The organism is Tardiphaga sp. P9-11, from assembly GCF_008329525.1.
Taxonomy (GTDB): domain Bacteria; phylum Pseudomonadota; class Alphaproteobacteria; order Rhizobiales; family Xanthobacteraceae; genus Tardiphaga.
In genome coordinates, this window is record NZ_NPKQ01000002.1 from 110,352 (window position 1) to 136,521 (window position 26,170).

The window sequence follows — 26,170 nt, forward strand, 5'->3', positions numbered from 1 at the left end:
CCGGACATGTCGTTGTCATCCCGGGTACGATGGGCCGCAAGCGTAAGCTTCGCCGGCCGGCTGGCCGTTGCCATTGCCGGCGGCGTCATGGTGCTGCCGGCCTTCACCCCTGCCGCTAAAGCGCAGAATCGCCCCGCACCAAGCGAGCGCGAGCTTGCGGCGAAGATTCAGGATGCCTTCAATGCGCTGCGCGCTGGCAACACCGACAGCGGCCGCGACCGGCTGAAGAACGCGCTCCGCGAGGTCACGCAGAGCAGCTATCACCGCCTCACAATCTCGGCCTATCTCAATGCCGCCAGTTCGTTCGAGCGACGGCGAGACAATGCCACGGCATCCGAGCTGTTCGCCGATGGAGCCCGAACCCGTGCCGCACGCGATGGCGGCAACGATGCAATCACGTTCTGGTTCGAATATGCGCGCTTTCTGGAACGCAGCAATCAATACGATCTCGGCATCCCAGTCGCGACTGAAGCACGCAAACGCATGCGCGCGGCCTATGGGCCGAATTCGGCGCAGGATATCGCCGGCGGCGACATCCTCGCGACGCTGTTGACCAATAACGGCGCCGTGGCATCAGGCCTCAATCTCTCCGAAGAAACCTATCTGAATGCTCGAAAGGCGCTCGGCGACCGTGAACCGCTATTCTGGCGGACCGAGAACAACTATGCCGAAGCGCTACGCATGGTCGGGCATCCCGACGTCGCCGCGGGAATCGATGAGCCGCTGCTGCGCAAGCGCATCGCGCATTACGGCTATGGCAGCATCCAGGCGCTGGTGAGCGCCAGCAATCTCGCGCTCAACCATCTGGCCATGGGCAACGAAGCCGAAACGCTACGCGCGCTCGAACTGCAGAAGCGGTGCGCCACCGAACTCGCCGATCCCTCCTCTGAACATGTCCAGCAAGCCAATGTCTGGATCGCCTATACAAAAGCCTATTTCCATCCCGATCAGCAAATGAGCCGCACCGATCTGGAGGCGATGGCTCGGGTCAAGGATTGGAACGGCGCACCAGATCTTTTGCGCATCAAGGCGGCACAGCTCGCCGCCGACCAGTATGAGATGCGCGGCGACACCGACCGCGCATTGGCGCTGCGGGTCGACGCCTATCAACGCTCGCAGGCGACCATCGCGCGTCAGCACCCGATCACGTTCGACGCCCTGCTCGGCGTCGCGATGACGCGGATGAAGCGCGGCGACAAGGACACGCTGGCCACCTTCAAGGATGTCGAGCAGCAGGCGTTCCGCTGGATGCTGCGCGAGGTCGGCACCGCCGGTAACCGCTACGTCGCCGAGACCATGCGCAAGCTGGCCGACGACATCCTGTATGAATTCGGCCGCTACGCGCTGGTCGAACCAACCGCGGCCATGGCCTATGCGGATGCAGTGTCGCGCTGGAAGACGATGGAAGACGGTGAACGTACACTCCTGCGCCTGACGGCCGACCGGCTGCCTGATGACGCCACCAAGGCACTCGCGCAGAACGTATTGCGGCTATCCGGCCAGCAGCAGGAATTACTGTCATCGGGCAAGATCGACGACGACGCACGCGACGTGCTCAGGCAATTGCAAGACGCACGGCTAGCGTTATCCGCGAAGATGGGAAACAAGGCGCCGGACGACCTCAAGCTTCCGTCGATAGAAGACAGGCTCGAACGATCGGACGCGCTGGTCGACTTCTTCGTCAGCGGTCGCCGCAACCGCGTCAATCCGATCGCGCCAAAACCGGAGATGCGGCTGCAGGCGGTGATCCGCCGCCACAACACCGCGCCGGCGCTGGTCGATCTCGGCCCGCTCGACAGTTTCCTGGAGATCGACGCGACAACACCTGACCGTGCCAAACTCTTCCGTCGCCTCCATGACACGCTCATCGGCTCGCTGAAGCCGCAGATCGCAGACGTGAAGCGGCTGTTTCTTGTCCCGGATGCCGAGCTCTACAGCCTGCCCTTCGCGATGCTGCAGGATGCATCCGGCCGCTATCTCGACGAGATCTACGACACCCGCATCCTGACCCGCGCCGATGCCATCTTCTTTACCGATCAGGACACCAGGCTGATCAAAGGCAGCAAGGCGCTGTTGGTTGGCGGGCTTGATTATGCTGGCGCGGCGAGTCAGTTGCCTTCAACGAAGATCGAGATCGATCTCGTCGATGCCGATCTCAAAAAGCGTGGGCTCGACAGCGTAACGATGTCCGGCCCACAGAGCGGCGAAGCCGAGATCAAGGAGAAGGCCCAAGGCGCCGCCGTGATACATCTCGCCACTCACGGCTTCTACAGAGCAGCGTCAGACCGCACCGATGCGATGTGGCGCAGCGGCCTCGTCGCCTCGCGCCCCAATTTCGGCCGCCCCCCACAGCGCGACGGCAACGACGGCGTGATCTATGCCCGCGAACTGATGGACTGGAACCTGTCAGCGGCCGATCTTGTCGTGCTGTCCGCCTGCCAGACTGCGCTTGGCGATCCCTCAAGGATCGGCAGCGTGCGCGGCATGCCGACTGCGCTGGCCATCGCCGGCGCGCGGCGCTCGCTGCTGACGCTCTGGGAAGTCGCCGATGAAGGCACCGCCAATTTCATGGCGCGATTCTATCAGGTGCTAGCCGACGACGGGCTCGATTACGCCAGTGCCCTGCGCAAGGTCCGCATCGAGGCGATCCAGGGCAGGATTACGGCCGCCAAGGATCCATCGGTCTGGGCGGCGTTCGTGTTTTTCGAGAGCTAGGCTGATGCTGCGCATAGGGTGGATGAGCGAAGCGTAATCCGCCCTATGCGCCACTCAGGCTACGTTTGCTTGAATCCGGTCAGGAACGCATCGAGACAGTCCTGGATCGCGTCGATGCCATAGCCGCCTTCCTGGACGACGAGCGTCGGCAGACCCAGCGATTGCATCTTGGTCCCGACGCTCCCGAAGTCCTTTGCCTCGAGCTTCAGGATGCCGATCGGATCGTCGCGATGAGCATCGAAGCCGAGCGCCACGACAAGCGCATCGGCGCCGAATGCGCGAACGCGTGCGATCGCGGTGTCGAGCGCGGCATTCATTTCGGCGCCGCCGGCACCGGGTTGAAGCGGCAGGTTGAGATTGCAACCCTCGCCCGCGCCATATCCGGTCTCGTTCGCATAGCCAGTATAATACGGCCCGAAGTCGGTGGGATCGCCGTGCACCGAGATCGTCAGCACATCCGGGCGCGTGTAGAAAATCTGCTGTGTGCCATCACCGTGGTGAACATCGACATCGATGATCGCGACCTTGCTGAAGCGGCTGCGCAGTCGCTGCGCCGCGATCGCGCTGTTGTTAAGATAACAGAAGCCGGTGCCACGATCAGCACGGGCATGATGGCCGGACGGGCGGCATAGCGCATAGGCAGATCGATCACCGGCAAGGATGGCGTCGGCGCCCGCTGTCGCCGTTTCCGAAGCGCGCAGAATGGAAAGCCAGCTATCCGGTCCCATCGGCACCGACAGATCGCCGAGATACCATCCCACCTGGCCGATGAAGCCGGTGGCCGGGCAATCCGGCCGCGCGGCATCTTCCGGCCGACCGCTCCAGTAAGGGAAGTATTGCGGCCACACTTCCGGTCCGTGGTCAGGCAACTTGGCCCAGTTCTCCCACGCGGTTTCCAGAAAGCGGACGAAAGCCGGAGTATGAACCGTGAGTGCAGGCCCTGTGCCGTAGGCAGCAGGTTCTTCGGGTGCGATCCCGTGACGAGCCAAAGCCCCGATCAATCGTTCGGTGCGAAGCGGCGTGTCCTTCACGGGCACAAAGCGGCCATAGCGCATGAACTGCTGCGGCGAATGAAGCGCCTGTTCCGGGTGATAGAAAGCACGCATGGATCATCCTTCCGTCCGTTCGACTGGTCAGCAGACCAGAGTCTTCACGGTTACTCGCATGATTGGTTTGCGCCAATCAATGCTCCATCACGTCGCGAGCGCAACAGCCGCCTTCTCGCATCGGCCATGCGAAGCCAACGACCTGCTTCCGCCTGCCGGAAAACCCATCCGACGCCGCGCGATCAGCGCCTCTCGACGCCTCCGATGTAAACGGTCAGAATTCGCGCGATGATCCGTTCTCTGGAGATAATACGAATGCCGTCTGCGCTGATGTCCGGTTTCCCGTCCCTTCCCACAGACCAGGTCAGTTTGGCCAACTGGCGCACCGGCCTTTACAACAAATGGGCGTTTCATCATGTCCGGGAGATCGTCCCCTCTGCCGATATCCCCAACGCACCCGGCGATATCTGGCAACTGGAATCTCGCCCGAGCGACCTTTCATCACTGTCGGTCGAGCATCTCGGCGCACGATATTCATTCGACAAACTGCTCAGCGATACGGCTACCGACGGATTGGTGATCCTGCACCGAGGCAAAGTGATCTTCGAGCACTATGCCAACGGCATGGGAGCGAACACGCCACATATTCTGATGTCGGTGTCGAAGTCTCTGACAGGGCTTGTGGCAGGCATTCTTGTCGCGAAAGGCGCCCTCGACCCGGAGCAGACAATCGTGTCGATCATTCCGGAGCTTCGCGGCTCGGTGTATTCCGAGACTACGGTGCGTCATGTGCTGGATATGCGCGTCGGTCTTCAGTTCGACGAGAACTACCTCGCAACCTCCGGCCCTATCGTCGAGTATCGCAAATCAACTGGCTGGAATCCTCTGGGCCCGGGCGAGAGCCCGAGCGACTTGCGCAGCTTTTTGACCAGCCTGAAAGATCGCAGTGGTCCGGATGGCGGCCCCTTCCATTACGTATCGACAAATTCCGACTTGCTGGGCTGGATACTGGAACGGGCGACCGGCACGCGCTTCGCGGATCTGATGAGCGCGCATCTGTGGCAGCCGATGGGCGCGCAACGCTCCGCCTATATCACCGTCGATCGCTTTGGCGCTCCGCGTTGCGCGGGTGGCATCTGCACCACGGTGATGGATCTTGCGCGCGTGGGCCAATTGATCCTTCAAGGCGGCCGCCGAAACGGGGCGTCCATCATCCCGTCCGGGTGGATCGATGACATCCTTGCAAACGGTGACCCGGCGGCCTGGTCGGATGGTGATCTGGCACCCTACTTCGGCGGTCGATCGATGCACTATCGCAGTAAGTGGTATGTCCTGAGGGACCGCGCGATGGCACTTGGACTGGGCATCCACGGTCAGAACGTCTTTGTCGAGCCCGCGAAAGAACTGGTCATCGCAAAGGTATCGTCACAGGCGGCTCCGCTGGACGCGCCCCTCACCGAACTGACGCTTCGCTTCGCTGAAACCGTGAGCGATCACTTCGGCCGATAGTGGACATCGGATCGGCGAACACCGTTTTCCGGATTGCTGAAGAACGGATGAGCGAAGCATCATCCGTTCTTCGCGATTACACCAGCCGGCTCTGCGCCGCCGCCGCCTTGATGAAGGACGCGAACAGCGGGTGCGGTTCGAACGGGCGTGACTTCAGTTCGGGATGATACTGCACGCCGATAAACCACGGATGGTTCTGGTATTCGACGATTTCCGGCAGCACGCCATCCGGCGACAGACCCGAGAACATCAACCCGTGCTTTTCCAGACGGTCCTTGTAGGCGGTGTTAACCTCGTAGCGATGGCGATGTCGCTCGGAGATCTCCGTGGCGCCACCATAAACTTCCGAGACCTTGCTGCCCTTGGTCAGCGCCGCCGGATAGGCGCCGAGCCGCATGGTGCCGCCGAGATCGCCGGCATTGTGGCGCTTCTCGAGCTCGTTGCCACGCAGCCATTCGGTCATCAGACCGACCACCGGCTCCTTGGTCTCACCGAACTCCGTGGAATTGGCGTTCTTGATGCCGACAAGGTTACGCGCCGCCTCGATGACCGCCATCTGCATGCCGAAGCAGATGCCGAAATACGGCACGTTACGCTCGCGCGCGAACTGTGCTGCGCGGATCTTGCCCTCGGCGCCGCGCTGGCCGAAGCCGCCGGGCACGAGGATGCCGTTGACGTGTTCGAGGAACGGCGCCGGGTCTTCGTTCTCGAAAACCTCGCTCTCGATCCAGTCGAGATTGACCTTCACCTTGTTGGCGATACCGCCATGGGACAGCGCTTCAGTCAGCGACTTATAGGCGTCCTTCATGCCGGTATATTTGCCGACGATGGCGATGGTCACCGCGCCTTCCGGATGACGGACGCGCTCGTTGATGGTGTTCCAGGTCTTCAGCTCGGGCAGCGCCTTCGGCGTCATGCCGAATGCGGCAAGCACTTCGTCGTCCAGCCCGGCGACGTGATAGGCCTCGGGCACGGCATAGATGTTGTCGACGTCGCGCGCCTCAATCACGGCGCTCTCGCGGACGTTACAAAACAGGCCCAGCTTGCGGCGCTCTTCCTTCGGGATATCGCGGTCACAACGGCACAGCAGGATGTCAGGCTGGATGCCGATCGAACGCAACTCCTTGACGGAGTGCTGGGTCGGCTTGGTCTTCAATTCGCCGGCGCTCGGGATGTAGGGGAGCAGCGTCAGGTGCACGAACACGGTGTCGCCGCGCGGCAGGTCGTTGCGGAGCTGACGGATCGCCTCGAAGAACGGCAGGCCCTCGATGTCGCCGACGGTGCCGCCGATTTCGACCAGTACGAAATCGTAGCCGTCGTTGTCGCTGAGGACGAAATCCTTGATGGCGTTGGTGACGTGCGGGATCACCTGGATGGTGGCGCCGAGATAGTCGCCGCGGCGTTCCTTGGTGAGGATGTCCTGATAGATCCGGCCGGTGGTGATGTTGTCCTGCTTGGTGGCAGGCCGTCCGGTGAAACGCTCGTAATGGCCGAGATCGAGATCGGTCTCGGCACCGTCGTCGGTCACGAACACTTCGCCGTGCTGATACGGCGACATCGTCCCGGGATCGAGGTTGAGATAGGGGTCGAGCTTGCGAAGCCGGACCTTGTAGCCACGCGCCTGCAACAGCGCGCCTAACGCCGCTGAAGCCAGACCTTTACCGAGCGAGGAGACCACGCCGCCGGTGATGAAAATGTACCGCGCCATGGGACTTAACCTTTAAGGCTCCGAAACCGATTCGCCAAAGCGAATCGCAGCCGTTAGCCGAGAATCGGTGGGGCTGTGGGTGACTTGAAAAACGAAATGATTGCAGACCCTTGATGGGATCTGCTGACGCAGGACGGTAGTCCCCGTCCTGCATGGCGCCTCTGCTTTATTGCGAGCGTGGCGGTGCCGGGGCTGCAGGAGCCTGCTGTTCGTCGGATTTCTTCAGCGTATCCAGCAGGCCGCCCGAGGTCGGCGGAGCCAGCGGCGAGCCCGGCTGCGAGATCGGCGCAGTCGAGCCCGGAAGGATCGAGGTCGGCTTGCGCTCATAGGTCGCGAGCCACGACAGGAACAGGCTGGTCAGGAAGAAGCCAACCGCCAGAAAGCCCGTGGTGCGGGTCAGCAGGTTCGCCGTACCGCGGCTGGACATGAAGCCGCCGCCACCGCCGCCGCCAACGCCCAGGCCGCCGCCTTCGGACTTCTGCAGCAGCACGGTCCCGATCAGGGCCGCGACGATCATGAGGTGGATAACGATAATGACGCTTTGCATCGTGTCCTTCCATCGCAAGCACGCAGCGCCGATCGCCGGCTGCAGTCTGAGAGCTTGCGGGGTTTGAATCCAGCGGTGTCTACACGATCGACCGGGGGATTGTCACCCCCGCGCCGACCGGTCCGGACCGCAAATTGCAGCATTCGGTTGGAGTTAGGGACAGCCCGCCGCGATCGCAAGAAAATCGGCCGCCTTCAGGCTGGCACCGCCCACCAGTGCACCGTTCACGTTAGGAACCGCCATCAGCTCCCTGGCGTTGGATGGCTTGACCGAGCCGCCATAGAGTATCCGGATCGAGGCCCCCTCATTCTTAAAGCGTTCAGTCAAACGATCCCGGATAAACTTATGAACTTGCTCGACATCCTGTGCCGTCGGGGTCAGTCCCGTGCCGATCGCCCAGACCGGTTCATAGGCCACCACGAGGTTGCCCGAAGTGGCGTCGTCAGGCAGCGAGCCCGTGAGCTGCGTGCCGCAGACCTCGAGGGTCTTGCCGGTATCGCGCTCGGCCTGGGTCTCGCCGATGCAGACGATGGCGGTCAGCTTGGCGCGCCAGGCAGCCAGCGCCTTTTCGCGAACCTCAGCGTCGGTCTCGCCGTGATCGGCGCGGCGCTCGGAATGTCCAACGATAACAGCGCTTGCGCCGGCGTCAGCCAGCATTTCCGCCGCGATATCGCCGGTATGCGCGCCTGAGACTTTCTTGTGGCAATCCTGCGCCCCAACTGAGACGACGTGGCTCCCTTCCTGACCGAAGCTCGATGCTTTCGACGCAAAAGTCGCCAGCAACGTCACCGGCGGACAGATCAGCAGGTCAGCCTTATCCAGAACCTCAGGCGCGCAGCGCAGCATCGCCTCGAACTCGCTCATCGACGCCTTGAGGCCGTTCATTTTCCAGTTGCCGGCGATCAGCGGCCGAACGGCATCAGTCATGAAAATATCCTGTGTTGTGTGAGGTTCTTTGAGCTAACAGACGCAATCCGCCAGCTCAAGCTGGCCTGACGCCGCGCAGGCCCCGTTCGACCTTGATCTCGTCGGCGGTCATGTCCGGCGCCGTGGGATCGAACCTGCTCCAGCCCGACAATGCAAGATCGCTCCGCCGCTTGGCGATATCGACGGAGGACGGATGCAGCACCGTCTCCAGCCGGTCTTTCTCGGCCTCCTCGACCCTGGCGCTGACGAGGCTGCCGCCGCGGCGGATGCTCTCGGCATAAACCTCGGCATCGTTCGCGGCGACGCCCGCTTCGGCCAGTATTCCGATCACGCCACCAGCGGCGCCGGCGGCCACCGCGCCCGCTGCTGCAGCGGCTAGCCATCCGGCTGCGACCACCGGTCCGAGGCCGGGAATCGCCAGCAGACCAAGGCCGGCCAGCAGCCCACCGAGCCCGCCAAAACCAGCGCCGATCGCGGCGCCCTTGCCGGCTCCTGCGGCATAGTCGGGCGCGTACCATTTGTCGGCATTGTTGGCGATAATGCTGATGTCGTCTTCGGCCACGCCCGCTTCATGAAGACTGACCACGGCCTTCTGTGCGTCACCGTAGTCGTCGAACAGCCGGGAGATCGTCACCTTGCTCATCGCGCTGTCCTCGCGGTCATTCCGGATTCGTCGAGATGTTGCCCTTGTAATCGACGCTGACGCGAACCGTCTTCGCCCCCCTCATGGCCGTCCCGCGCCAGATGCCCTGGCTGTCATTCACGAGCGGCGACACATCGGCATAGCCCTGTGACTCCAACAATTTGCGGGCCTGACCTTCAGTAAAACTATTGGCTCCCAGAAGCGGTGGCGTTCCGGTCCTCGGCTGGGAGGTCGCGGGCTCTGTCACACCTGGATTCTCCATCACCGGATTCTGCTGCGCACCTACGGGGGTTAACGCCATCCAGATGCCACAGGCGGCAACTCCCGATCGCCAGCCGATCCGCATGATCTCTCCCCGCAGGCTCGAACCCCCCGCTCAACAAAGCGGCAGCGGGCTGGAAAGTTCCATGTACCGGAAATGCCTCGCGGCGGCTTCGGAAACCGCTTCAATCCGCCCCGTCCCAACCGGTTGCGACCGGGCTTTTGCCACTTTATGATGCGCCTCCTATTTGGCGACGCCCTCCGGCCCCATGGGCTGCTGGTGCGAGCCGATTCCCCTCCTGACAGATAAGAAGACCCTATGCTTCGAGGAATGCGCAAAGCCTCATCCAACTGGATTGGCAAGACGATTATGGCCGTCGTGATGGGCGTGCTGATCGTCAGCTTCGGCATCTGGGGCATCGCCGACGCGTTCAAGGGCTATGGACAGTCCAAGCTCGCCACCATCGGCTCGACCGAGATCACGACCGAGCAGTTCCGCCAGCTCTATAACGACAAGCTGCAGCAGATCGGCCGCCAGTTCGGCCGTCCGCTGACCTCGGATCAGGCCCGTGCCTTTGGTCTCGACCGCCAGGTGCTGCAGCAGGTCGTCGCCGAAGCCGCCCTCGACGAGGACGCGCGTCGCAAGGGCCTGGGCGTGGCGGATGCCGAAGTCATGCGGCAGATCATTGCGGATCCGAACTTCCAGAGCCCGACCGGCGGCTTCGATGCGCCGCGCTTCCAGCAGTTGATCCGCTCGCTTGGCTTCACTGAACAGCGCTACATCGCCGAACAGCGCAAGGTCTCTCTGCGCCGCCAGATTGCCGGCACCGTCACGTCAGGCGTCGAGCCACCGAAAACCATGATCGAGGCGCTGAGCCGTTATCAGAACGAAACGCGGACCATCGACTATGTGAAGTTCGAGGCCGCGCAGGCCGGAACCATCGATGCGCCCTCTCCCGAGGCTCTCGCCGCCTATTTCGACGAGCGCAAGACCCAGTTCCGCGCCCCCGAATATCGCAAGATTGCCTTCCTCGCCTTGACGCCCGATGAAATGGCCAAATGGTCAACGGTGTCCGACGACGATGCCAGGAAGGTGTTTGAGGAGCGCAAGGACAAGCTCTCTACACCGGAGCAGCGCCAGATCTCGCAGATCGTCTTCCCGAACGTGGCCGATGCTGAAGCCGGCCGCGCCAAGCTGAACGATACGTTCAAGTTCGAGGACCTCGCCAAGGAGCGCGGCCTGTCGGCGTCCGACATCGATCTCGGCATGGTTGCCAAAGCGGGAATCATGGATCCGTCCGTCGCAGATGCCGCCTTCTCGCTGGCGCCGGACGGCATCAGCCAGCCGATCACCGGACGGTTCGGCGTGACGCTGATCAAGGTCGGCAAGGTCCAGGCCGGAACGACGCCGAGCTATGACAGCGTTGCCGCCAACCTGAAGCGCGACATTGCCATCGAGCGTGCCCGTGCCGTCGTATCGGACATGCACAACAAGATCGAGGACGAACGCGGTGGCGGTGCCAATGTCGTCGATACCGCCAAGAAGCTCGGCCTCACCGCCGTCACCATCGAGGCGGTCGATCGCTCCGGCCGTGCGCCGGACGGCCAGCCCGTTGCGGGCCTGCCCACGGGTGTGGACGTCGTGACCCAGGCCTTCAACAGCGATGTCGGCGTCGACAACGACGCATTGCAGGCTGGTGGCGGTTACATCTGGTATGACGTGCTCGGCGTAACGCCGGCGCGTGACCGCACGCTCGACGAAGTGAAGCCGCAGGTCGAAGCACGTTGGCGCGACGAGCAGATCACCACGCGCCTGCGCGACAAGGCCGTCGACGTGGCGAAGAAGCTTGAAGGCGGCGCCAAGCTCGCCGACGAAGCTGCCGCAGCCGGACTCAAGGTTGTGACCTCCGCGCCGTTCAAGCGTGACGCTAGCGATCCGGCTCTGTCAGCCGGCGTGATCCAGTCGGTGTTCCGCGGCGTCAAGGATTCGGCCGGACAAGCCCAGGGCGCCACACCCTCGGAATGGATCGTCTACCGGATCATCGATATCACTGCACCGACGGTCGACATGGCATCCGAAGATGCCAAGAAGCTGAAGGAGACGTTGCAGCGCGGACTGACCGACGAACAGGTCGCGCAATATGTCACCAGGCTCGAGACGCAGATCGGCACCAAGATCAACGCGGAAGCCGTTGCGATCGCCACCGGCGCCGCGAACAGCAACACCAATTAGGAAACTCACGTCATCAATACGAGCACGGCGAAGCCATCCAGAAGCAACAAGCGAAGACTGGATGGCTTCGTCGCAATTGTTCAGATGACGCGTGCATCACTCTGAAAGCATTCGATGGACAATCTCAGGGCAATCATCGCCAAGGTCGCGACCGGCGCCTCCCTCTCGCGTGAGGAAGCCTCGGCGGCCTTCGATAGCATGATGTCGGGCGAAGCCACCCCGTCGCAGATGGGCGGCCTGCTAATGGCGCTGCGCGTGCGCGGCGAGACCGTGGATGAGATCACCGGCGCGGTCGAAGTGATGCGCAGTAAAATGCTGCGGGTCGAGGCACCGGCCGGCGCTGTCGATGTGGTCGGTACCGGGGGCGATGGCTCCGGCTCCGTGAACGTCTCGACCTGCGCCTCGTTCATTGTCGCCGGTTGCGGCGTGCCGGTTGCCAAGCACGGTAATCGCGCGTTGTCGTCGCGCTCCGGCGCCGCAGACGTGTTGGCGGCCCTTGGCGTCAAGATCGACCTCACGCCCGAGGATGTCAGCCGCTGCCTGGTGGAAACCGGCATCGGCTTCATGTTTGCGCCGGCGCATCATCCGGCCATGAAGAATGTTGGCCCGACCCGCGTCGAGCTCGCGACCCGCACGATTTTCAATCTGCTTGGGCCGCTGTCCAATCCCGCCGGCGTCACCCGGCAGATGGTCGGCGTGTTCTCGCGGCAGTGGGTGCTGCCGCTGGCGCAGGTGCTGAAAAACCTCGGCTCCGAATCCGCCTGGGTGGTGCACGGCTCCGACGGCCTTGATGAGATCACCCTTACCGGCCCGACCTTCGTGGCGGCGCTGGAGAACGGCAATATCCGCAGCTTCGAGATTTCGCCCGAGGACGCGGGTCTGTCGCGCACCGGTCCGGATTCCTTGAAAGGTGGCGACGCCCAGGAAAACGCCGCCTCACTGCAGGCTGTGCTCGACGGCAAGCCGAGCGCCTTCCGTGACGTCGCGCTACTCAATGCAGCCGCGGCATTGATCGTGGCTGGTAAGGTCAAGGACATGAAGGAAGGCGTGGCACTCGGGCAGAAATCGCTCGACAGCGGCGCGGCGCTGGAGAAGCTGAAGCGACTGGTCTCCGTCTCCAACGCCAAGGTGTGAGACGACGATGTCCGACATCCTGACCAAGATCGAAGCTTACAAGCGCGAAGAAATCGCGGCGGCGAAACGCGCCCATCCCATCGCTTCCATCGAAGCGCTGGCCAAGGCTGCGTCGGCGCCGCGCGGCTTCATGACCGCGATCCACAAGAAGCTCGACAAGAACGAGTTTGCGTTGATCGCCGAAATCAAGAAGGCCTCGCCGTCCAAGGGGCTCATTCGCGAGGACTTCGACCCGCCGACGCTGGCCAAGGCCTATGAGGCTGGCGGCGCCGCGTGTCTCTCGGTCCTGACCGATACGCCGTCGTTCGAAGGGCATCTCGACTTCATGGTCGCGGCGCGCGCCGCGACCAAACTGCCGGTGTTGCGCAAGGACTTCATGTTCGACACCTATCAGGTGGTCGAGGCCCGTGCCCATGGTGCCGATTGCATCCTGATCATCATGGCTGCACTCGATGACGCGCAGGCGCGCGATATCGAGGACGCCGCTATCGACCACGGCATGGATGTGCTGATCGAAATCCACGACCAACCGGAGCTGGAGCGGGCACTGAACCTGCGCTCGCCGATGATCGGCATCAACAACCGCAACCTGCGCACCTTCGAGACCACGCTGACCGCCAGTGAAACGCTTGCGCCTATGATCCCCCGGGATCGACTCAAGGTCGGCGAGAGCGGTATCTTCACGCCGGACGACCTCACACGCCTCGAACGCGTCGGCATTTCCACCTTCCTGGTCGGCGAAAGCCTGATGCGGCAGGCGGACGTAACAGCGGCAACGCAAACGCTGCTCAAGCGCGCGAACGGAACGCAGTGATCATGGCCGGCAAGACCAAGAAATCGAAGCAAGCTGCCGCCCTCACCCACATCGATTCCTCGGGCGAGGCCCGCATGGTCGACGTGTCGGAGAAACCGGCGACAGAACGTATCGCGGTGGCCGAAGGTCTGGTGATCATGAGCAAGGCGACGCTCGACATGATCGTCTCCGGCAATGCCAAGAAGGGCGACGTGCTCGGCACGGCGCGCATCGCAGGCATCATGGCGGCGAAGCGCACATCGGATCTGATCCCGCTGTGTCATCCGCTAGCGCTGTCGAAGGTCACCCTGGACATCACGCCCGACAAGAAACTGCCGGGCTGCCGCGTACGTGCGTCGGTGAAGGTCACGGGCCCCACTGGAGTCGAGATGGAAGCGCTGACGGCCGTCTCGGTCGCATGCCTGACGATCTACGACATGATCAAGGCCGTGGAACGGGGTGTCCGTATCGAAGGCATCCACCTCGTCGAGAAAAAGGGCGGCAAGTCCGGGCACTATCTGGTGACGGACAACGCCGCGATCAGCTGACGTAGTCTTACTTCAACGATGTGTTGATCGCGGTGAATTTGGTATTCAACTTCGTCCCGAGCCCATTTACGCCAGCAATGATCGCCAGCGAGATGCCTGCGGCTATGAGGCCATACTCGATGGCCGTGGCACCTGTTTCGTCGGCAATAAAGCGTTTTAACATTCCGAGCACTGTCTCATTCCTCACGCAATAACTGACATTAATTGCCTCGCAACACGCGTTACGAGCACCCGATTCACAGTGACGGACCTGCAATCAGCGAGCCAAAACTACTGCGTGCAATGTCAATATCTTAGATGGTTAAGTCTTTTTCTGCGTTAGGAATTAAGTGCACGGTAGTTGCCTGCCCGGCAACAATTGCCTGTGTAGTCGCGCTCAAATCAAGCCAGACGGGCGGCCCGCGTGGCGATCCAGCAGACCTTCGGGCGCCGACGTTCTATCTTGTGCGGGGCTAGTCGAGACGTTTCATCGCGTTCCGAGCACATCGGCATCCACACGAACTCTTCGAGGCTGCGTCCAGCCGCGAACTGAAACACCAGCCGGCGCAGACGCAGACCCTACCCGACCAGACGCGCCGATTGTGAGTTTTGCGGTAACCTAAATAGGGGTGGATTTCAGCGAACGCTGTCATCGCGGTGCTTGCGCAGGAGACGTTGCGGGCTGCGCTGCGGCTTCATCTCGTCGACAATCCACGGCCCGATCTGCGCATCGAGATGCCGCTCGTATCGTTTGACCAGCAGCCACGCAGCGGGCAGCAGCAGCACCATCAGTCCAACCACGATCGACATTCCAGATCCTTTAAATCAAAGGGTTTCGATGTCGTTAGGTACGTTAAACAGCCTTTTAGGTTTGAAATAGCCCGCATGTATTTTCTGCGGAGCAGCAAATTATCTACCGATGCCCGCAACTGGCCCCACACCGATACCGGAACGACTGATGTTGCCGGTATCGATGCGCGATAGGCTACTTGATCATCGGACAACCACCCTCGGCCATCGGCCGGAACGCCTTTTCGGCAGGGATGGTCGAGAGCAGCTTGTAGTAATCATACGGCCCCTTCGACTCTGCCGGCTTCTTGATCTCGAACAGGTAGATCGGGTGGATGACACGGCCATCGGCGCGGATTGTGACCTCACCGAACAGTCTGTCCTTGCCCTTGAAGGTCTTCATCTGCGGCACGACCACGCCGGCATCATCGCTACCCTTGGCGGCCACCGCATTGAGATAGGCCAGCGTGGAGGCATAGACGCCCGCCTGATTGGCGCTCGGCATCTTGCCATTCATGCCCGGCCGCGCCGCAAAGCGTTTGCCAAAGGCGCGGGTGTCGTCATCCATGTCCCAGTAGAAGGATTCCGTCAGCAGCAAGCCCTGCGCGGTTTTCAGGCCCATGCCGTGAACGTCGTTGATGAAGATCAGGAACGCGACCAGCTTCTGCGGGCCATCCTGCATGCCGAACTCGCCGGCCTGCTTCACCGCATTGATGGCATCGGCGCCGGCATTAGCCAAGCCGATCACCTTGGCCTTGGAGCTCTGCGCCTGCAGCAAGAGCGAGGCGAAATCGGAGGTGCCGAGCGGGTGCTTCGATGACCCCAGCACCTTGCCGCCGTTCTTCGTGATGTAATTGGTAGCTTCGGCCTCGATGCCCTGCCCCAGCGCATAGTTCACCGTGAGAAAGTACCAGTCGTCACCGCCTCGCTGCATCATCGCCGCCGCGGTGGTGTTGCCGGTGGCCCATGCGTCGTTGACCCACTGGATGGTATTCGGCGAGCACTCCTTGCCCGTGAGGTCCGAGGTCGCCGTGGACGATGCCAGGAACGTCATCCTGGTGTTGCGGGCGATATTGTTGATGGCGAGCCCTACGGACGAATTCGGCACGTCGACGATGGCGTCGACCTTCTCGACATCGAGCCATTTGCGCGCGATGGCAGAGCCGACATCCGCCTTGTTCTGGTGGTCGGCATAGACGATCTCGACCTTGATGTTCTTGCCGCCGCCGTTGAAATCCTCGGCCGCCATGCGCGCGGCTTCCACCGAGCCCATGCCGTTGGTGTCCTGGAACACGCCGGAAATGTCGTTGAGCACACCGACCCGCACCACATCGTCTGACACCTGTGCGTGCACGGCCGTCGCCATCACGCAGGATGCCGCAGCTGCCAAAACTATCTTCAAACCCTTCATTTCGTCTCTCCCCTCTACCTTGATTACGCGGGTCCGGACGTTGCCGGTCGCGGTCTTGCTTGCGAGTTACACCTGTCGCTCCGGTAGCCGGAGCACGAGGCCATCCAGCGCCTCGGTGATCTTGATCTGGCACGACAGCCGGCTGTTCGGCAGCCGCTCGCTGACGACGCCTTCCAGCAACTCATCCTCGTCGGCACCGACTGCGCCGACTTTGCCCAGCCAGTTGTCGTCGACATAGACGTGGCAGGTGGCGCAAACCGCGCCGCCGCCGCATTCGCCCGTAATGCCGTCGATGCCATGGAGCAGCGCCGTATACATGGCGCTGTCGCCGTCATTGGCGCTGACTGTCTCGGCACGGCTGTCGTGATGAATGAACGTAATACTCGGCATGGAATCCTCAGGCAGGCGTGAAGGTGACCGGCAGGCTCTCCAGCCCGCGCAGCGTGTTGTTGTAACGGCGCTTGACCTCGCCGGTGATCTCGATCGACGCGACCTTGCGCGCCAGTGCGGACAGCATGACCTCGCCTTCAAGCCGGGCCACGAGCTGCCCGACGCACATGTGGATGCCGGAGCCGAAGCCGACATGGCCCGATGTCTTGCGGGTGATGTCATAGCGTTCGGGATCGGCCCAGCGGCGCGGATCGCGGTTGGCGGCGGCCAGGAACATCAGCACCTTCTCGCCCTCACCGACATGGCAGCCGCTGATCTCGACGTCGCGCGTCGTGGTGCGGAAGAAGGTCTGCACAGGGCTTTCATAACGCACGGCCTCCTCGAAGGCGTTGCGCGCCAGCGACAGATCGCTGCGCAGCCGCGCGAATTCCTCTGGGTAGCGCGCCAGGCAATAAACGGCCGCGCCGATACCGTTCACCGTCGTGTCCAGTCCTGCCGACAGCAATGAGCGCACCAGCAGCGGCGCCTCGTCAGCGGTGATATCGCCGGTGTCGACACGCGCATGGATGCAGGCGCCGAAGCCGCCGGGCGCGAGATTCTCGCGCTGGCATTGCGACTGCACATAGGCCTGATGCGGCGCCGAACGCTCGATGGCGTCCTGACGCAATTTGTTCGGCGGACCGAAGGCATTGAAGACGAGACCGGCATAAGGCAGCAGGTTTTCGCGGCCCTCCTTCTGCAGCCCCATCGCATCGGGGAACACCGATAGCGGATAGGCTTCGGCAAGATCCGCGACCGCGTCGAAACTGCCGCGCTCCAGGAGTTCATCGACCTTGGCGTCAGCCGCCGCAGCAAACCCGTCCCGCAACTGCTTCATCACTGCCGGCGACAACACCTTGTTGAGGACCGTGCGCGTACGCGTATGCGCCGGCGGGTCGGCTTCGAGGATGAGGCTCTGCGGGCGCCACGGCTTCTCCTTGGCGAAGTCGCTGAGCCCCACGCCGCGACTCGAGCAGAACGTCGCGGGATCGTTCAGGACTGCATGAACTTCCGCATAGCGCGCGACCGCGTAGACATTCCATTTGTCGAGATACACCACGGGGCCGGCGTCACGCAGAACCTCGTGGGTGGGGTGCGGATCGGCGAAGAAGTCCATGGCGAAGGGATCGACATCGAGGTGGACGACGGGCTGAGACGATGCGTCGTTCGGCACGGCGCCGAAGGACAGTACCTGCGTGGTGTGGGGCGGAGCCGTTGTAACCGTGGCAACCATGTGAACCTCCCGTATTTTCTTGTTGGCAATTGTGGCTGCGTATCTCTATTTCTCAGGACCACGTGATCTCGTCGATTTCGACGGCATCACGCAGGCAGGATCGTGGTGCATGAGCAAGAATGGATCGGGCAAAACGGTTCGAAAGCCCGCCAAGGTGAAAGCGACAAAGGTCAATGTCAGGGCCGTCGCTGCGCGTACACCCGCTGCCAAAGGCGGACAGTTGCTCGATCTTGAGCGCTACGTGCCGGCCTTCGTGACGTTCATTGCGAACAAGCTCTCGCGCAACGCGACCGCGCTCTATCAGAAGCGCTTTGGCGTGAATGTCACGGAATGGCGCATCATGTCGCTGCTGGCGATCGAACCCGGCATTCCCGCCTCGCGCATCTGTCACGTCATCGGTTTTGACAAGGGCCCGGTCAGCCGCACGCTCGCCCTGCTGGAAGAACGCGGCCTGGTCGCCATCAATGCCGACCCGGACGACGCGCGCACCCATTCGATTACGCTGACCGCGAAGGGGCGCACGACCCATGACGCCGTTATCGTGACCGCGCTGGAACGCGAGCGAAAGCTGCTGTCCTGTCTTGAGGAAAGCGAACGCGAAGTGCTGATCGACTTGCTGCGACGCATTCACAGCAATCTCGGCGCTGTGACCGGCTGAGCCGGCACGGATCGCGCACGCAGCATCAAGCACTGTGCCGCACAAGCGGTCCACCATCGTTCCTCTCCCTGCGGGGCGCGGCAGTTGACTGCTCTCGTATGCGCCCTCTTTGGAAAGGCTCTCACGAATTAGTTGCCTAGGCAACAAAAATATCGAGACGGCTTGTCACGCGGGAGCAAGGATTTTCTGCCACCATCCGCTAACCTGCGCCGCAACATGTTCAATCGTTGAGCCAAAAGATACAGATGTCGCTTACGCCAAATTCCGCCGACGCCCTGCTGTTCGATCTCGGCCGCGTTGTCCTGGATATCGATTTCACGCGCGTGCTGAAGGTCTGGTCGGACTATGCGCATTGTGCACCGGACGACATCGTGAGTCGGTTTGCACGCGGCGACGTCTATATGCGACACGAGCGCGGCGAGATTTCCGACGACGCATTCTTTGCGTATCTACACGACACACTCGGTATCGATCTGACGCCGGCACAATTTCTCGAAGGCTGGAATGCGATCTTCGTCGGAGAGATGCCGGGTATCGCCGAACTCCTCGCGCATGCCTCGAAACGCTGGCCGCTTTACGCGTTTTCAAACACCAATGTCGCGCATGTCACACATTTCTCGGAGCACCATGCCGATCTGCTCAGCCACTTCCGAACGGTGTTTCTGTCGTCCTCGATCGGACTTCGCAAGCCCGATGCAAAATCCTATGAGCACGTCATCGCGGAAATCGGTGTCCCCGCCGAGCGCATCGTGTTCTTCGACGACCTTGCCGATAATATCGAGGCTGCCCGTGCTTGCGGATTGCAGGCGGTGCATGTGACCTCGCCGACATCCGTCGCCGAGGCGCTCAAGGCACTCGGGCTTTAAGTCCGCGAGATGCGCTGGAAGGCGATGCTGGTGAGCACGCCGAGCAATGCCCAGAACAGCAGGCTAGTCAGCGTCGCTGCAACGACGAAACTGTGCGACAGGGCTTCCGGGACATCCGTATGGCCAGCGGGCGCCTGAGGGGCTCCAATCAGGTGCGGCAGCACGATCAGGCCAAGGCCGAGAATGGCGGCCCATGACGCCTTGCGGAACACCAGCAGGCCAAGCCCCGCTGCAGTGGCGCAGGCGGTGCTGACCCACCAGGTCTGGCGCAGTGAAAGGTCCGCGACAGGCATTCCAGGCAGCTCCGGCGGCAGGCCGAGGCCAGGCGCAGCCGTGAAGACGACGAAACCGCCGAGACCCCAGAACAGCCCTTCCCGCCAACTCACGGTCCGGCCACGCAGCGCGAAGATGCCGGCCAGCAACAGTGCGAAACCGATGGCAGTCAGGATATTGGCGCCGGTGGTGAAGGCATTGCGCTGGAAGCCCTCGGCGGGCTCCCATTCGGCCTCATGGCTATGGGCGGCGGCGCCATGGTCGTGGGTATGGGCGGGCTGCGTGGCATCCGTCGGCGCAACAGCTGCCGGAGCTTCCGCCTTGCGCTCATAGACTTCGCTTTTCTGGATCAGGGGAATGGTCCCGACCATCTGCGCGCCGGTGATGGCAGCGCCAGTGATCACGCCAGCCAATGCTGCCGAGAAAACGATCGACCTGAAGACGGACATGTCTCAGTGGCAGGGAAATGCGTTGGCGTGGCGCGTGTCATGGGCCGCATTGTGGACGGCGCTGATATGCGAGAAGCCGACCACACCGACGATGAACAGACCGAGCGCCATGGCCAGAACGGCCTGCACGACGACATTTACGTCAGTGGTGACGGCGGAGATCTGGGCGGTCTGGGTCTGTTGCATCGGAATCCTCGCGAAATAGACCGCCAATTTAGCCGAGTTGCACCGGCGGCGCGACCGTTAATTTTACATCGCGCGGGCGACATCGCGGCTGGTTAGATGAAAATTCGCATCCGCCGCCACCGACGCACGCACGAGCTTGGCGCTGGCCGCCGCCTGAAACACTTCTCTGTGGTCGCGGAAATAGGCCGCGCAGTCCTCCGGCGACGGGTAGCGCCGGAGCAGCGTCCGGAACGCGTGACGGTGCACCATGCACAGCCCGCGATGGCCGGACGGCCGGAATGTCAGTGCATCGACATCCACCCGCCAGACAGGCGCTTCATCGTCGGTTGCTGCGAGGTTGTCGGTCATGATCGCCGATGTCTATCGCGTTTCCCTGCCCTGCCAAAGCGGCTGTGGTTTTGCGTCCGCTCCCGCTCTCCGCTATGACGGGCGCCCACACTGCCGGAGATCCCCCGCGATGGCCCTGATGCCGGTTACCGATGCCATGGCCGCGATTCTCGCGGGCGCCGACGCGCTGCCTGAGGAGATGGTGCCACTGGAGGACGCGTTCCACCGCGTGCTCGCCCGCGACATCGCTTCGCTGCGCACCCAGCCACCGGAGCCCATGTCAGCGATGGACGGCTATGCCGTGCGCGCCGCCGATGCCACACTGGGCACCAAGCTCCGCGTGATCGGCGAGATCGCCGCAGGCAAGCCGTTCGACCGCCCGCTGCAGACCGGCGAAGCCCTGCGAATCTTCACCGGCGGCGTGCTGCCCGCTGGCGCCGACGCCGTCGTGATCCAGGAAGACACCACGCGCGATGGCGATATCGTCGGGATCAGCGAGGCCGCGATCTCCGGTAAGCATATCCGTCCGGCGGGCGTCGACTTCAACGAAGGCGACGTTCTGCTGCGCGCCGGCACCCGCCTCACCGATCGCGATCTGGCCCTTGCTGCCGGCATGAACCATCCGTCACTGCCCGTGCGGCGACGGCCGGTTGTTGCCGTGCTCGCCACCGGCGACGAACTGGTAATGCCCGGCGCGGTCCCCGGCCCCGGCCAGATCGTGCTCTCCAATGGCTTCGCGCTGCGTGCGCTGGCCCGTGCCGAAGGCGCCGAGGTGATCGATCTCGGTATTGCCGTCGACACGCTGGAGGCGACCACATCAGCCATTCAACGCGCGATCGATCTGAAGGCCGATGTGCTGATCACCACAGGCGGCGCGTCGGTCGGCGACCACGACCTGGTGCAGCAATCCCTGATCAATGCCGGCGTCGAGATGGCGTTCTGGCGCATCGCCATGCGGCCCGGCAAGCCGATGATGCACGGACGCCGCCAGGGCATGCGGGTCATAGGCCTGCCCGGCAATCCCGTCTCGTCCTATGTCTGCGGATTCCTGTTCATGGTGCCGCTGCTGCGCGCGCTATCCGGCCGAAACGAGATCGCTCACGCGCTCGAACCCGCGGTGCTCGGCCGCGACCTCGCCGCCAACGACCAGCGCGAGGATTACCTGCGCACGCGTCTGGAAACCCGCGGCGACGGCACCGTGGTGGCGACACCGGTGATGAAACAGGACTCGTCGCTGCTGGGAAACCTGGCTGTTGCCGAAGGACTTCTGATCCGCAAGCCATTCGCTCCCGCCGCCGCCGCTGGCGATTCCTGCGCAATCATGCGACTGCCTGTTTAAAGGCCGGGATACGCGATGGGATGCCGGGCCACCGGAAACTCGACCGCGCAGCATGTTCTCTGAGCTTTTTTCTGACTGAGATACCTTAACACGGCTTCAGTCACTGAATTGTCACGTAACGCAGCGAGACATCGCAGCGAAACAAGATCGGTGGACAGATGGACTATTTCAAACGCTTCAATTTCCTGTTTGCGATGCCAACATTCGACGCCGACGATCTCGAGGGCATTCGCCTCAATCAGATCGTCGATGAGATCGAGCGTTCCGGCTTCGAGGTCGTCAAAGCGCGCAAGCTCGAAGACGCTACGATCGCAGTCCAGACCGACGCGGCGATCGGCTGCATGGTGGTCGACTGGGGCAAGAAGGGCCTGGAAGGCAAGACCGCGGCGCTGATCAACCTGATGCGCAAACGGGGTCTCGATTTCCCCATCATCCTGCTGATACGTCGCAAGCGGTTTGAAGACGTCCCGGTCGAGGTGCTCGATTTCATCGACGGCTATGTCTTCCTGTCCGAAGAAACGCCACCGTTCATCGCCAAGAATCTGATCAGCCGGTTGAAGCAATATGCGGAAACGCTGAAGACACCGTTTTTCGGCGCCCTGGTCGACTATGCCGAGGAAGGCAACCAGCTCTGGACCTGCCCCGGGCACAATGGCGGCGTGTTCTACAGCCGCAGCCCGATCGGCCGTGTGTTCATGGAACATCTCGGCGAAGCCGTGTTTCGCGACGACCTCGACAATTCGGTGCTCGATCTCGGCGATCTGCTGACCCATGAGGGCCCTGCTTTGCAGGCGCAGAAGGAAGCCGCGCAAATCTTTGGCGCGGAGAAAACCTATTTCGTGCTCAACGGCACCTCGACCTCCAACAAGGTCGCGCTATCGGCTTTGGTCACCGATGGCGATCTGGTGTTGTTCGATCGCAACAACCACAAGGCTGCCCTGCACGGCGCATTGATGATTTCAGGCGGTGTGCCGATCTATGTGCCGACGACGCGCAATCCCTGGGGCCTGATCGGCCCGATGAACTGGGACGCACTCGACGAGAACGCACTGCGCGAGCGCATCCGTATCAATCCGCTGGTCACGGATCCCGATGCCTGGAAACGCCCGCGGCCGTTCCGCGTCGCCGTGGTTGAACAATGCACCTATGACGGCACCATCTACAGCGCCGAGATGATCATCGCGCGCATCGGTCATCTCTGCGATTACATCCTGTTTGATGAAGCCTGGGCAGGCTTCATGAAATTCCACCCGCTCTATGCAGGCCGCTTCGCCATGGGGCTCAAGGAATTAGGCCCGGACTCGCCGGGCATCATCGCCACGCAGTCGACCCACAAGCAGCTCGCCAGCTTTTCGCAGGCGTCGCAGATCCACATGAAGGATCGGCATATCCGCGGGCAGAAGCGCCGCGTCGAGCATCGGCGCTTCAACGAAAGCTTCATGCAGCACGCCTCGACCTCGCCATTCTATCCGCTGTTCGCATCATTGGATGTCGGCGCGCAGATGATGAAGGGCCGCTCCGGCGAAGTGTTGTGGGACGACACGATCCGCCTCGGCATCGAACTGCGCAAGAAGATGCGCGCGGTGCGCCGCGAGTTCGAGGAGAAGGAAACCCGCACCGAGCGCCGCTGGTTCTTCGAACCCTTCGTGCCCGAGCGCGTCGCGATTCCCGACGCAGCCAGCGAAGGCGCTGTTCACAATGTGCCCTGGGAAAGTATCGGCACTGACCAGCTGGCCACCAATCCGTCCTATTGGCAGCTCGCGCCCGACGCCGCTTGGCATGGCTTCCCCGGCATGGTCGCCGGTTTCGCCATGACCGATCCGAACAAGCTGACGGTGCTGACGCCGGGCTTCGATCGCACCACCGGCGCCTATGCCGATCATGGCATCCCTGCTCCGGTGGTCGCTCAGTTCCTGCGCGAGAACCGCATCGTCCCCGAGAAGAACGACCTCAACTCGCTGCTCTTCCTGCTGACGCCCGGCGTGGAGGCCAGCAAGGCCGGCACGCTGATCTCTGGCCTTGTCGCCTTCAAGAAATTTCATGACGACAACGCGCTGCTGGAAGACGTCATCCCGGAATTCGCGCGGCGCAGGCCGGCGCGTTATGCGGGCGTCCGCCTGCGGGATCTGTGCGGCGACATGCACCGGTTCTTTCGCGAGGCCAATGTGAGCGACCTCCAGACCAGGCAATTCTCCGCCGACCATCTGCCGGAGATCGCCATGTCGCCCCACGATGCCGCGCGCTGTCTGGTGCGTAACGACGTCGACTACCTCCCCATCGACGAGATATTCGGGCGTGTCGCCACGACGCCGTTCGTGGTCTATCCGCCGGGCATCGCCACGATCGTACCGGGCGAGCGGCTCACCGAACGATCCAAGCCGATGATCGATTATCTCAGGATGTTCGAGACCTGCTTCAACACCTTCCCGGGTTTCGACGTCGAGATTCAGGGCATCTACCGCAAGGTCGACGCCAATGGCCGGATCCGGCTTTACACTTACGTGGTCTCCGAATAGGGAGCACGTAAGGAGCCAGATTTGCAAACGGAACTCGAACAGCCGGTCGTCATACGACCCTCGCGCGACACTGACGTCGATGCCATGCTGGCGATCTATCGCCGGCACATCAGGCAGGGCGTCGAGGAAGGCGTCAGCGACGCCGACACGCCGCAGCCCGACGATCTCAGAGACCGGCGCAAGAACCTGCGCAGCAAACGGTTTCCGCATCTCGTCGCCACGCAAGGCGGCGAGGTGGTGGGCTATGCCTATGTGGTGCTGTTCCGCAAGCGACCGGCCTATCGCTACACGGTCAAGCACTCGATCTATATCCACCACGGACATGTCGGCCGCGGTATCGGCCGCCTGTTGATGCGCGAGTTGATCGACGTCTGCGCGGCAGCCGGCTTCCGACAGATCATCGGCTATATCGATGCCGACAACACAGCTTCTCTCGGCCTTCATGAGAGCTTCGGCTTTGCCCGCGTTGGCTTGCTGCCCGGCGTCGCTTATCGCTCCGGCCGCTGGGCCGACACGATCATGGTCCAGCGCTCGCTGGCCACCGGCTCCACGACTCCACCGCCTTTGCCACTCTCCGGCCGGCCGCTTTCCGCGTAATTGCACGCGGTCTGCTCTGGCATTTTCACTGTTTGACGCGCTCACGGAAGGTCGGGAACGACTTCCTCGGTCATTGCCTTGCTCAGCTCCACATACGTCTTCTTGACGAGAAATTAAGCATTGCAGAACACATATGGAACATATAGTGTTCGTTCATGATTTGTTTCGAGATTCTGTGGCTTTGAGTAGTTTGAGAGTGCCCGAACTCGCGCAACCGATCTTCGAACGAGTGTCTCTGGATTGAGGCCGATCGTTCGAAGGCCCTTTGAAACGCACGCGGCGGCCGACACCGTCAACTGAGGATGGCTTCAGATGCTCACGCGCAAACAATACGAACTCCTGCGATTCATCGATCAGCGATTGAAGGAAGCCGGCGTCCCGCCCTCCTTCGACGAGATGAAGGATGCGCTCGACCTGCGCTCCAAGTCCGGCATCCACCGCCTGATCACGGCCCTGGAAGAACGCGGCTTCATTCGTCGCCTGCCGAACCGCGCCCGCGCGATTGAAGTGATCAAGCTGCCCGAACTTGGCGCGCCAGTCACAGGCGGCACTGGCCGTCGCGGCTTCACGCCCAGCGTGATCGAAGGTACCCTCGGCAGGGTGCGGCCGGCCGCCAGCATCGGCAGCAACAGCGGCGATGATGACAATGGCCGCACGGTTGCCATCCCGGTGATGGGCCGGATCGCGGCAGGTACACCGATCGAGGCGCTGCAGACCCGCAGCCACACGATCAGCATGCCGGCCGACATGCTCGGCTCCGGCGAACATTACGCGCTCGAGGTGCGCGGCGATTCCATGCAGGACGCCGGCATTCTCGATGGCGACACCGTGCTGATCCAGCGCAACGAGAGCGCCGACACGGGTGACATCGTGGTGGCCCTGATCGACGACGAGGAAGCCACGTTGAAGCGCTTCCGCCGCCGCGGCGCGTCGATCGCGCTGGAGCCGGCGAACGACGCCTACGAAGTCCGCATCCTGCCGCCGAACCGGGTGCGCATTCAGGGCAAACTGATCGGTCTGTATCGACGCTACTGAGGCCGTTGCCTCGGCGGA

26 protein-coding genes are annotated in these 26,170 nt (G+C 62.4%); 12 read left to right on the forward strand and 14 right to left on the reverse strand.

From position 1 onward, the window contains the following. The first annotated feature begins 6 nt into the window (after positions 1 to 6). Positions 7 to 2,715, forward strand: a complete 2,709-nt coding sequence (locus tag CIW50_RS06815) for a CHAT domain-containing protein (RefSeq protein WP_149530540.1) — start codon at positions 7 to 9, stop codon at positions 2,713 to 2,715. Between the two features lie 59 nt (positions 2,716 to 2,774). Here the strand turns inward: CIW50_RS06815 and CIW50_RS06820 are convergent, their stop codons facing one another. Beyond that, on the reverse strand, positions 2,775 to 3,821 hold the full coding sequence (locus CIW50_RS06820) for a histone deacetylase family protein (RefSeq protein WP_149530541.1): 1,047 nt from the start codon (positions 3,819 to 3,821) through the stop codon (positions 2,775 to 2,777). Between the two features lie 255 nt (positions 3,822 to 4,076). Between CIW50_RS06820 and CIW50_RS06825 the strand changes: the two genes are divergently transcribed. Continuing rightward, a complete protein-coding gene (locus CIW50_RS06825) occupies positions 4,077 to 5,270 on the forward strand; it encodes a serine hydrolase domain-containing protein (RefSeq protein WP_197738353.1) in 1,194 nt (397 codons plus the stop codon). A gap of 76 nt (positions 5,271 to 5,346) precedes the next feature. Here CIW50_RS06825 and pyrG read toward each other — a convergent pair whose 3' ends face one another. The 5 genes from pyrG to CIW50_RS06850 all read right to left on the reverse strand — a co-directional run bounded on the left by pyrG (position 5,347) and on the right by CIW50_RS06850 (position 9,441). Beyond that, positions 5,347 to 6,978 carry a CTP synthase gene (gene pyrG / locus CIW50_RS06830; protein WP_149530543.1) on the reverse strand — a complete coding sequence of 544 codons (1,632 nt, stop codon included), beginning with the start codon at positions 6,976 to 6,978 and terminating at the stop codon, positions 5,347 to 5,349. 166 nt (positions 6,979 to 7,144) lie between these two features. Then, positions 7,145 to 7,525: a preprotein translocase subunit SecG gene (gene secG, locus CIW50_RS06835; RefSeq protein WP_149530544.1), complete on the reverse strand. Its 381-nt coding sequence runs from the start codon at positions 7,523 to 7,525 to the stop codon at positions 7,145 to 7,147. A 153-nt stretch (positions 7,526 to 7,678) separates the two neighbouring features. Continuing rightward, the gene (gene tpiA, locus CIW50_RS06840; protein ID WP_149530545.1) at positions 7,679 to 8,452 is read right to left on the reverse strand and encodes a triose-phosphate isomerase; all 774 of its coding nucleotides are present in this window, start codon (positions 8,450 to 8,452) and stop codon (positions 7,679 to 7,681) included. Between the two features lie 55 nt (positions 8,453 to 8,507). Further along, positions 8,508 to 9,095, reverse strand: a complete 588-nt coding sequence (locus CIW50_RS06845; protein ID WP_149530546.1) for a general stress protein — start codon at positions 9,093 to 9,095, stop codon at positions 8,508 to 8,510. Between the two features lie 16 nt (positions 9,096 to 9,111). Beyond that, positions 9,112 to 9,441, reverse strand: coding sequence for a PepSY domain-containing protein (locus CIW50_RS06850; RefSeq protein ID WP_149530547.1), 330 nt, complete (start codon positions 9,439 to 9,441; stop codon positions 9,112 to 9,114). Positions 9,442 to 9,675: 234 nt separating this feature from the next. On the opposite strand from CIW50_RS06850, the gene CIW50_RS06855 reads away from it, so the two are divergent. From CIW50_RS06855 to moaC, 4 genes are all read left to right on the forward strand, one after another. Beyond that, a complete protein-coding gene (locus CIW50_RS06855) occupies positions 9,676 to 11,589 on the forward strand; it encodes a peptidylprolyl isomerase (RefSeq protein ID WP_149530548.1) in 1,914 nt (637 codons plus the stop codon). 114 nt (positions 11,590 to 11,703) lie between these two features. After that, positions 11,704 to 12,723 (forward strand): anthranilate phosphoribosyltransferase, encoded by a 1,020-nt coding sequence (gene trpD / locus CIW50_RS06860; RefSeq protein WP_149530549.1) that lies wholly within the window; start codon positions 11,704 to 11,706, stop codon positions 12,721 to 12,723. 7 nt (positions 12,724 to 12,730) lie between these two features. Beyond that, entirely contained in the window at positions 12,731 to 13,537 is an 807-nt protein-coding gene (gene trpC / locus CIW50_RS06865) for an indole-3-glycerol phosphate synthase TrpC (RefSeq protein ID WP_149530550.1), read from the forward strand. A 2-nt stretch (positions 13,538 to 13,539) separates the two neighbouring features. Further along, positions 13,540 to 14,064 (forward strand): cyclic pyranopterin monophosphate synthase MoaC, encoded by a 525-nt coding sequence (gene moaC / locus CIW50_RS06870; protein ID WP_149530551.1) that lies wholly within the window; start codon positions 13,540 to 13,542, stop codon positions 14,062 to 14,064. A 7-nt stretch (positions 14,065 to 14,071) separates the two neighbouring features. Here the strand turns inward: moaC and CIW50_RS06875 are convergent, their stop codons facing one another. The 5 genes from CIW50_RS06875 to CIW50_RS06890 form a co-directional block, all read right to left on the reverse strand. Then, positions 14,072 to 14,227 carry a Flp family type IVb pilin gene (locus tag CIW50_RS06875; protein ID WP_149530552.1) on the reverse strand — a complete coding sequence of 52 codons (156 nt, stop codon included), beginning with the start codon at positions 14,225 to 14,227 and terminating at the stop codon, positions 14,072 to 14,074. A gap of 452 nt (positions 14,228 to 14,679) precedes the next feature. Further along, entirely contained in the window at positions 14,680 to 14,853 is a 174-nt protein-coding gene (locus tag CIW50_RS28950) for a hypothetical protein (RefSeq protein WP_172980251.1), read from the reverse strand. Between the two features lie 175 nt (positions 14,854 to 15,028). Next, on the reverse strand, positions 15,029 to 16,243 hold the full coding sequence (locus CIW50_RS06880; protein ID WP_149530553.1) for an ABC transporter substrate-binding protein: 1,215 nt from the start codon (positions 16,241 to 16,243) through the stop codon (positions 15,029 to 15,031). A 66-nt stretch (positions 16,244 to 16,309) separates the two neighbouring features. Continuing rightward, positions 16,310 to 16,633, reverse strand: a complete 324-nt coding sequence (locus CIW50_RS06885; protein WP_149530554.1) for a 2Fe-2S iron-sulfur cluster-binding protein — start codon at positions 16,631 to 16,633, stop codon at positions 16,310 to 16,312. A 7-nt stretch (positions 16,634 to 16,640) separates the two neighbouring features. Then, complete coding sequence (locus CIW50_RS06890; RefSeq protein WP_246664236.1) at positions 16,641 to 17,789, reverse strand: cytochrome P450; 1,149 nt, start codon at positions 17,787 to 17,789, stop codon at positions 16,641 to 16,643. A 226-nt stretch (positions 17,790 to 18,015) separates the two neighbouring features. Here CIW50_RS06890 and CIW50_RS06895 point away from each other — a divergent pair, with 226 nt between their 5' ends. Further along, on the forward strand, positions 18,016 to 18,564 hold the full coding sequence (locus tag CIW50_RS06895; protein WP_149530556.1) for a MarR family winged helix-turn-helix transcriptional regulator: 549 nt from the start codon (positions 18,016 to 18,018) through the stop codon (positions 18,562 to 18,564). A gap of 245 nt (positions 18,565 to 18,809) precedes the next feature. Beyond that, positions 18,810 to 19,430, forward strand: coding sequence for an HAD-IA family hydrolase (locus tag CIW50_RS06900; protein ID WP_149530557.1), 621 nt, complete (start codon positions 18,810 to 18,812; stop codon positions 19,428 to 19,430). Here the strand turns inward: CIW50_RS06900 and CIW50_RS06905 are convergent. The 3 genes from CIW50_RS06905 to CIW50_RS06915 all read right to left on the reverse strand — a co-directional run bounded on the left by CIW50_RS06905 (position 19,427) and on the right by CIW50_RS06915 (position 20,686). Next, positions 19,427 to 20,152 (reverse strand): CbtA family protein, encoded by a 726-nt coding sequence (locus tag CIW50_RS06905; RefSeq protein ID WP_149530558.1) that lies wholly within the window; start codon positions 20,150 to 20,152, stop codon positions 19,427 to 19,429. The two genes, CIW50_RS06900 and CIW50_RS06905, sit on opposite strands and share 4 nt — an antisense overlap. A 3-nt stretch (positions 20,153 to 20,155) precedes the next feature. Beyond that, positions 20,156 to 20,338, reverse strand: a complete 183-nt coding sequence (locus CIW50_RS06910; protein ID WP_089264725.1) for a CbtB domain-containing protein — start codon at positions 20,336 to 20,338, stop codon at positions 20,156 to 20,158. Positions 20,339 to 20,401: 63 nt separating this feature from the next. Beyond that, positions 20,402 to 20,686 (reverse strand): hypothetical protein, encoded by a 285-nt coding sequence (locus CIW50_RS06915; protein WP_149530559.1) that lies wholly within the window; start codon positions 20,684 to 20,686, stop codon positions 20,402 to 20,404. 109 nt (positions 20,687 to 20,795) lie between these two features. On the opposite strand from CIW50_RS06915, the gene CIW50_RS06920 reads away from it, so the two are divergent. From CIW50_RS06920 to lexA, 4 genes are all read left to right on the forward strand, one after another. Next, on the forward strand, positions 20,796 to 22,004 hold the full coding sequence (locus CIW50_RS06920; RefSeq protein ID WP_149530560.1) for a molybdopterin molybdotransferase MoeA: 1,209 nt from the start codon (positions 20,796 to 20,798) through the stop codon (positions 22,002 to 22,004). A 158-nt stretch (positions 22,005 to 22,162) separates the two neighbouring features. Then, positions 22,163 to 24,520: an Orn/Lys/Arg family decarboxylase gene (locus CIW50_RS06925; protein WP_149530561.1), complete on the forward strand. Its 2,358-nt coding sequence runs from the start codon at positions 22,163 to 22,165 to the stop codon at positions 24,518 to 24,520. Between the two features lie 21 nt (positions 24,521 to 24,541). Then, positions 24,542 to 25,117: a GNAT family N-acetyltransferase gene (locus CIW50_RS06930; protein ID WP_283808827.1), complete on the forward strand. Its 576-nt coding sequence runs from the start codon at positions 24,542 to 24,544 to the stop codon at positions 25,115 to 25,117. Positions 25,118 to 25,429: 312 nt separating this feature from the next. Further along, positions 25,430 to 26,152, forward strand: a complete 723-nt coding sequence (gene lexA, locus CIW50_RS06935) for a transcriptional repressor LexA (RefSeq protein ID WP_149530562.1) — start codon at positions 25,430 to 25,432, stop codon at positions 26,150 to 26,152. The last annotated feature ends 18 nt before the right edge of the window (positions 26,153 to 26,170 follow it).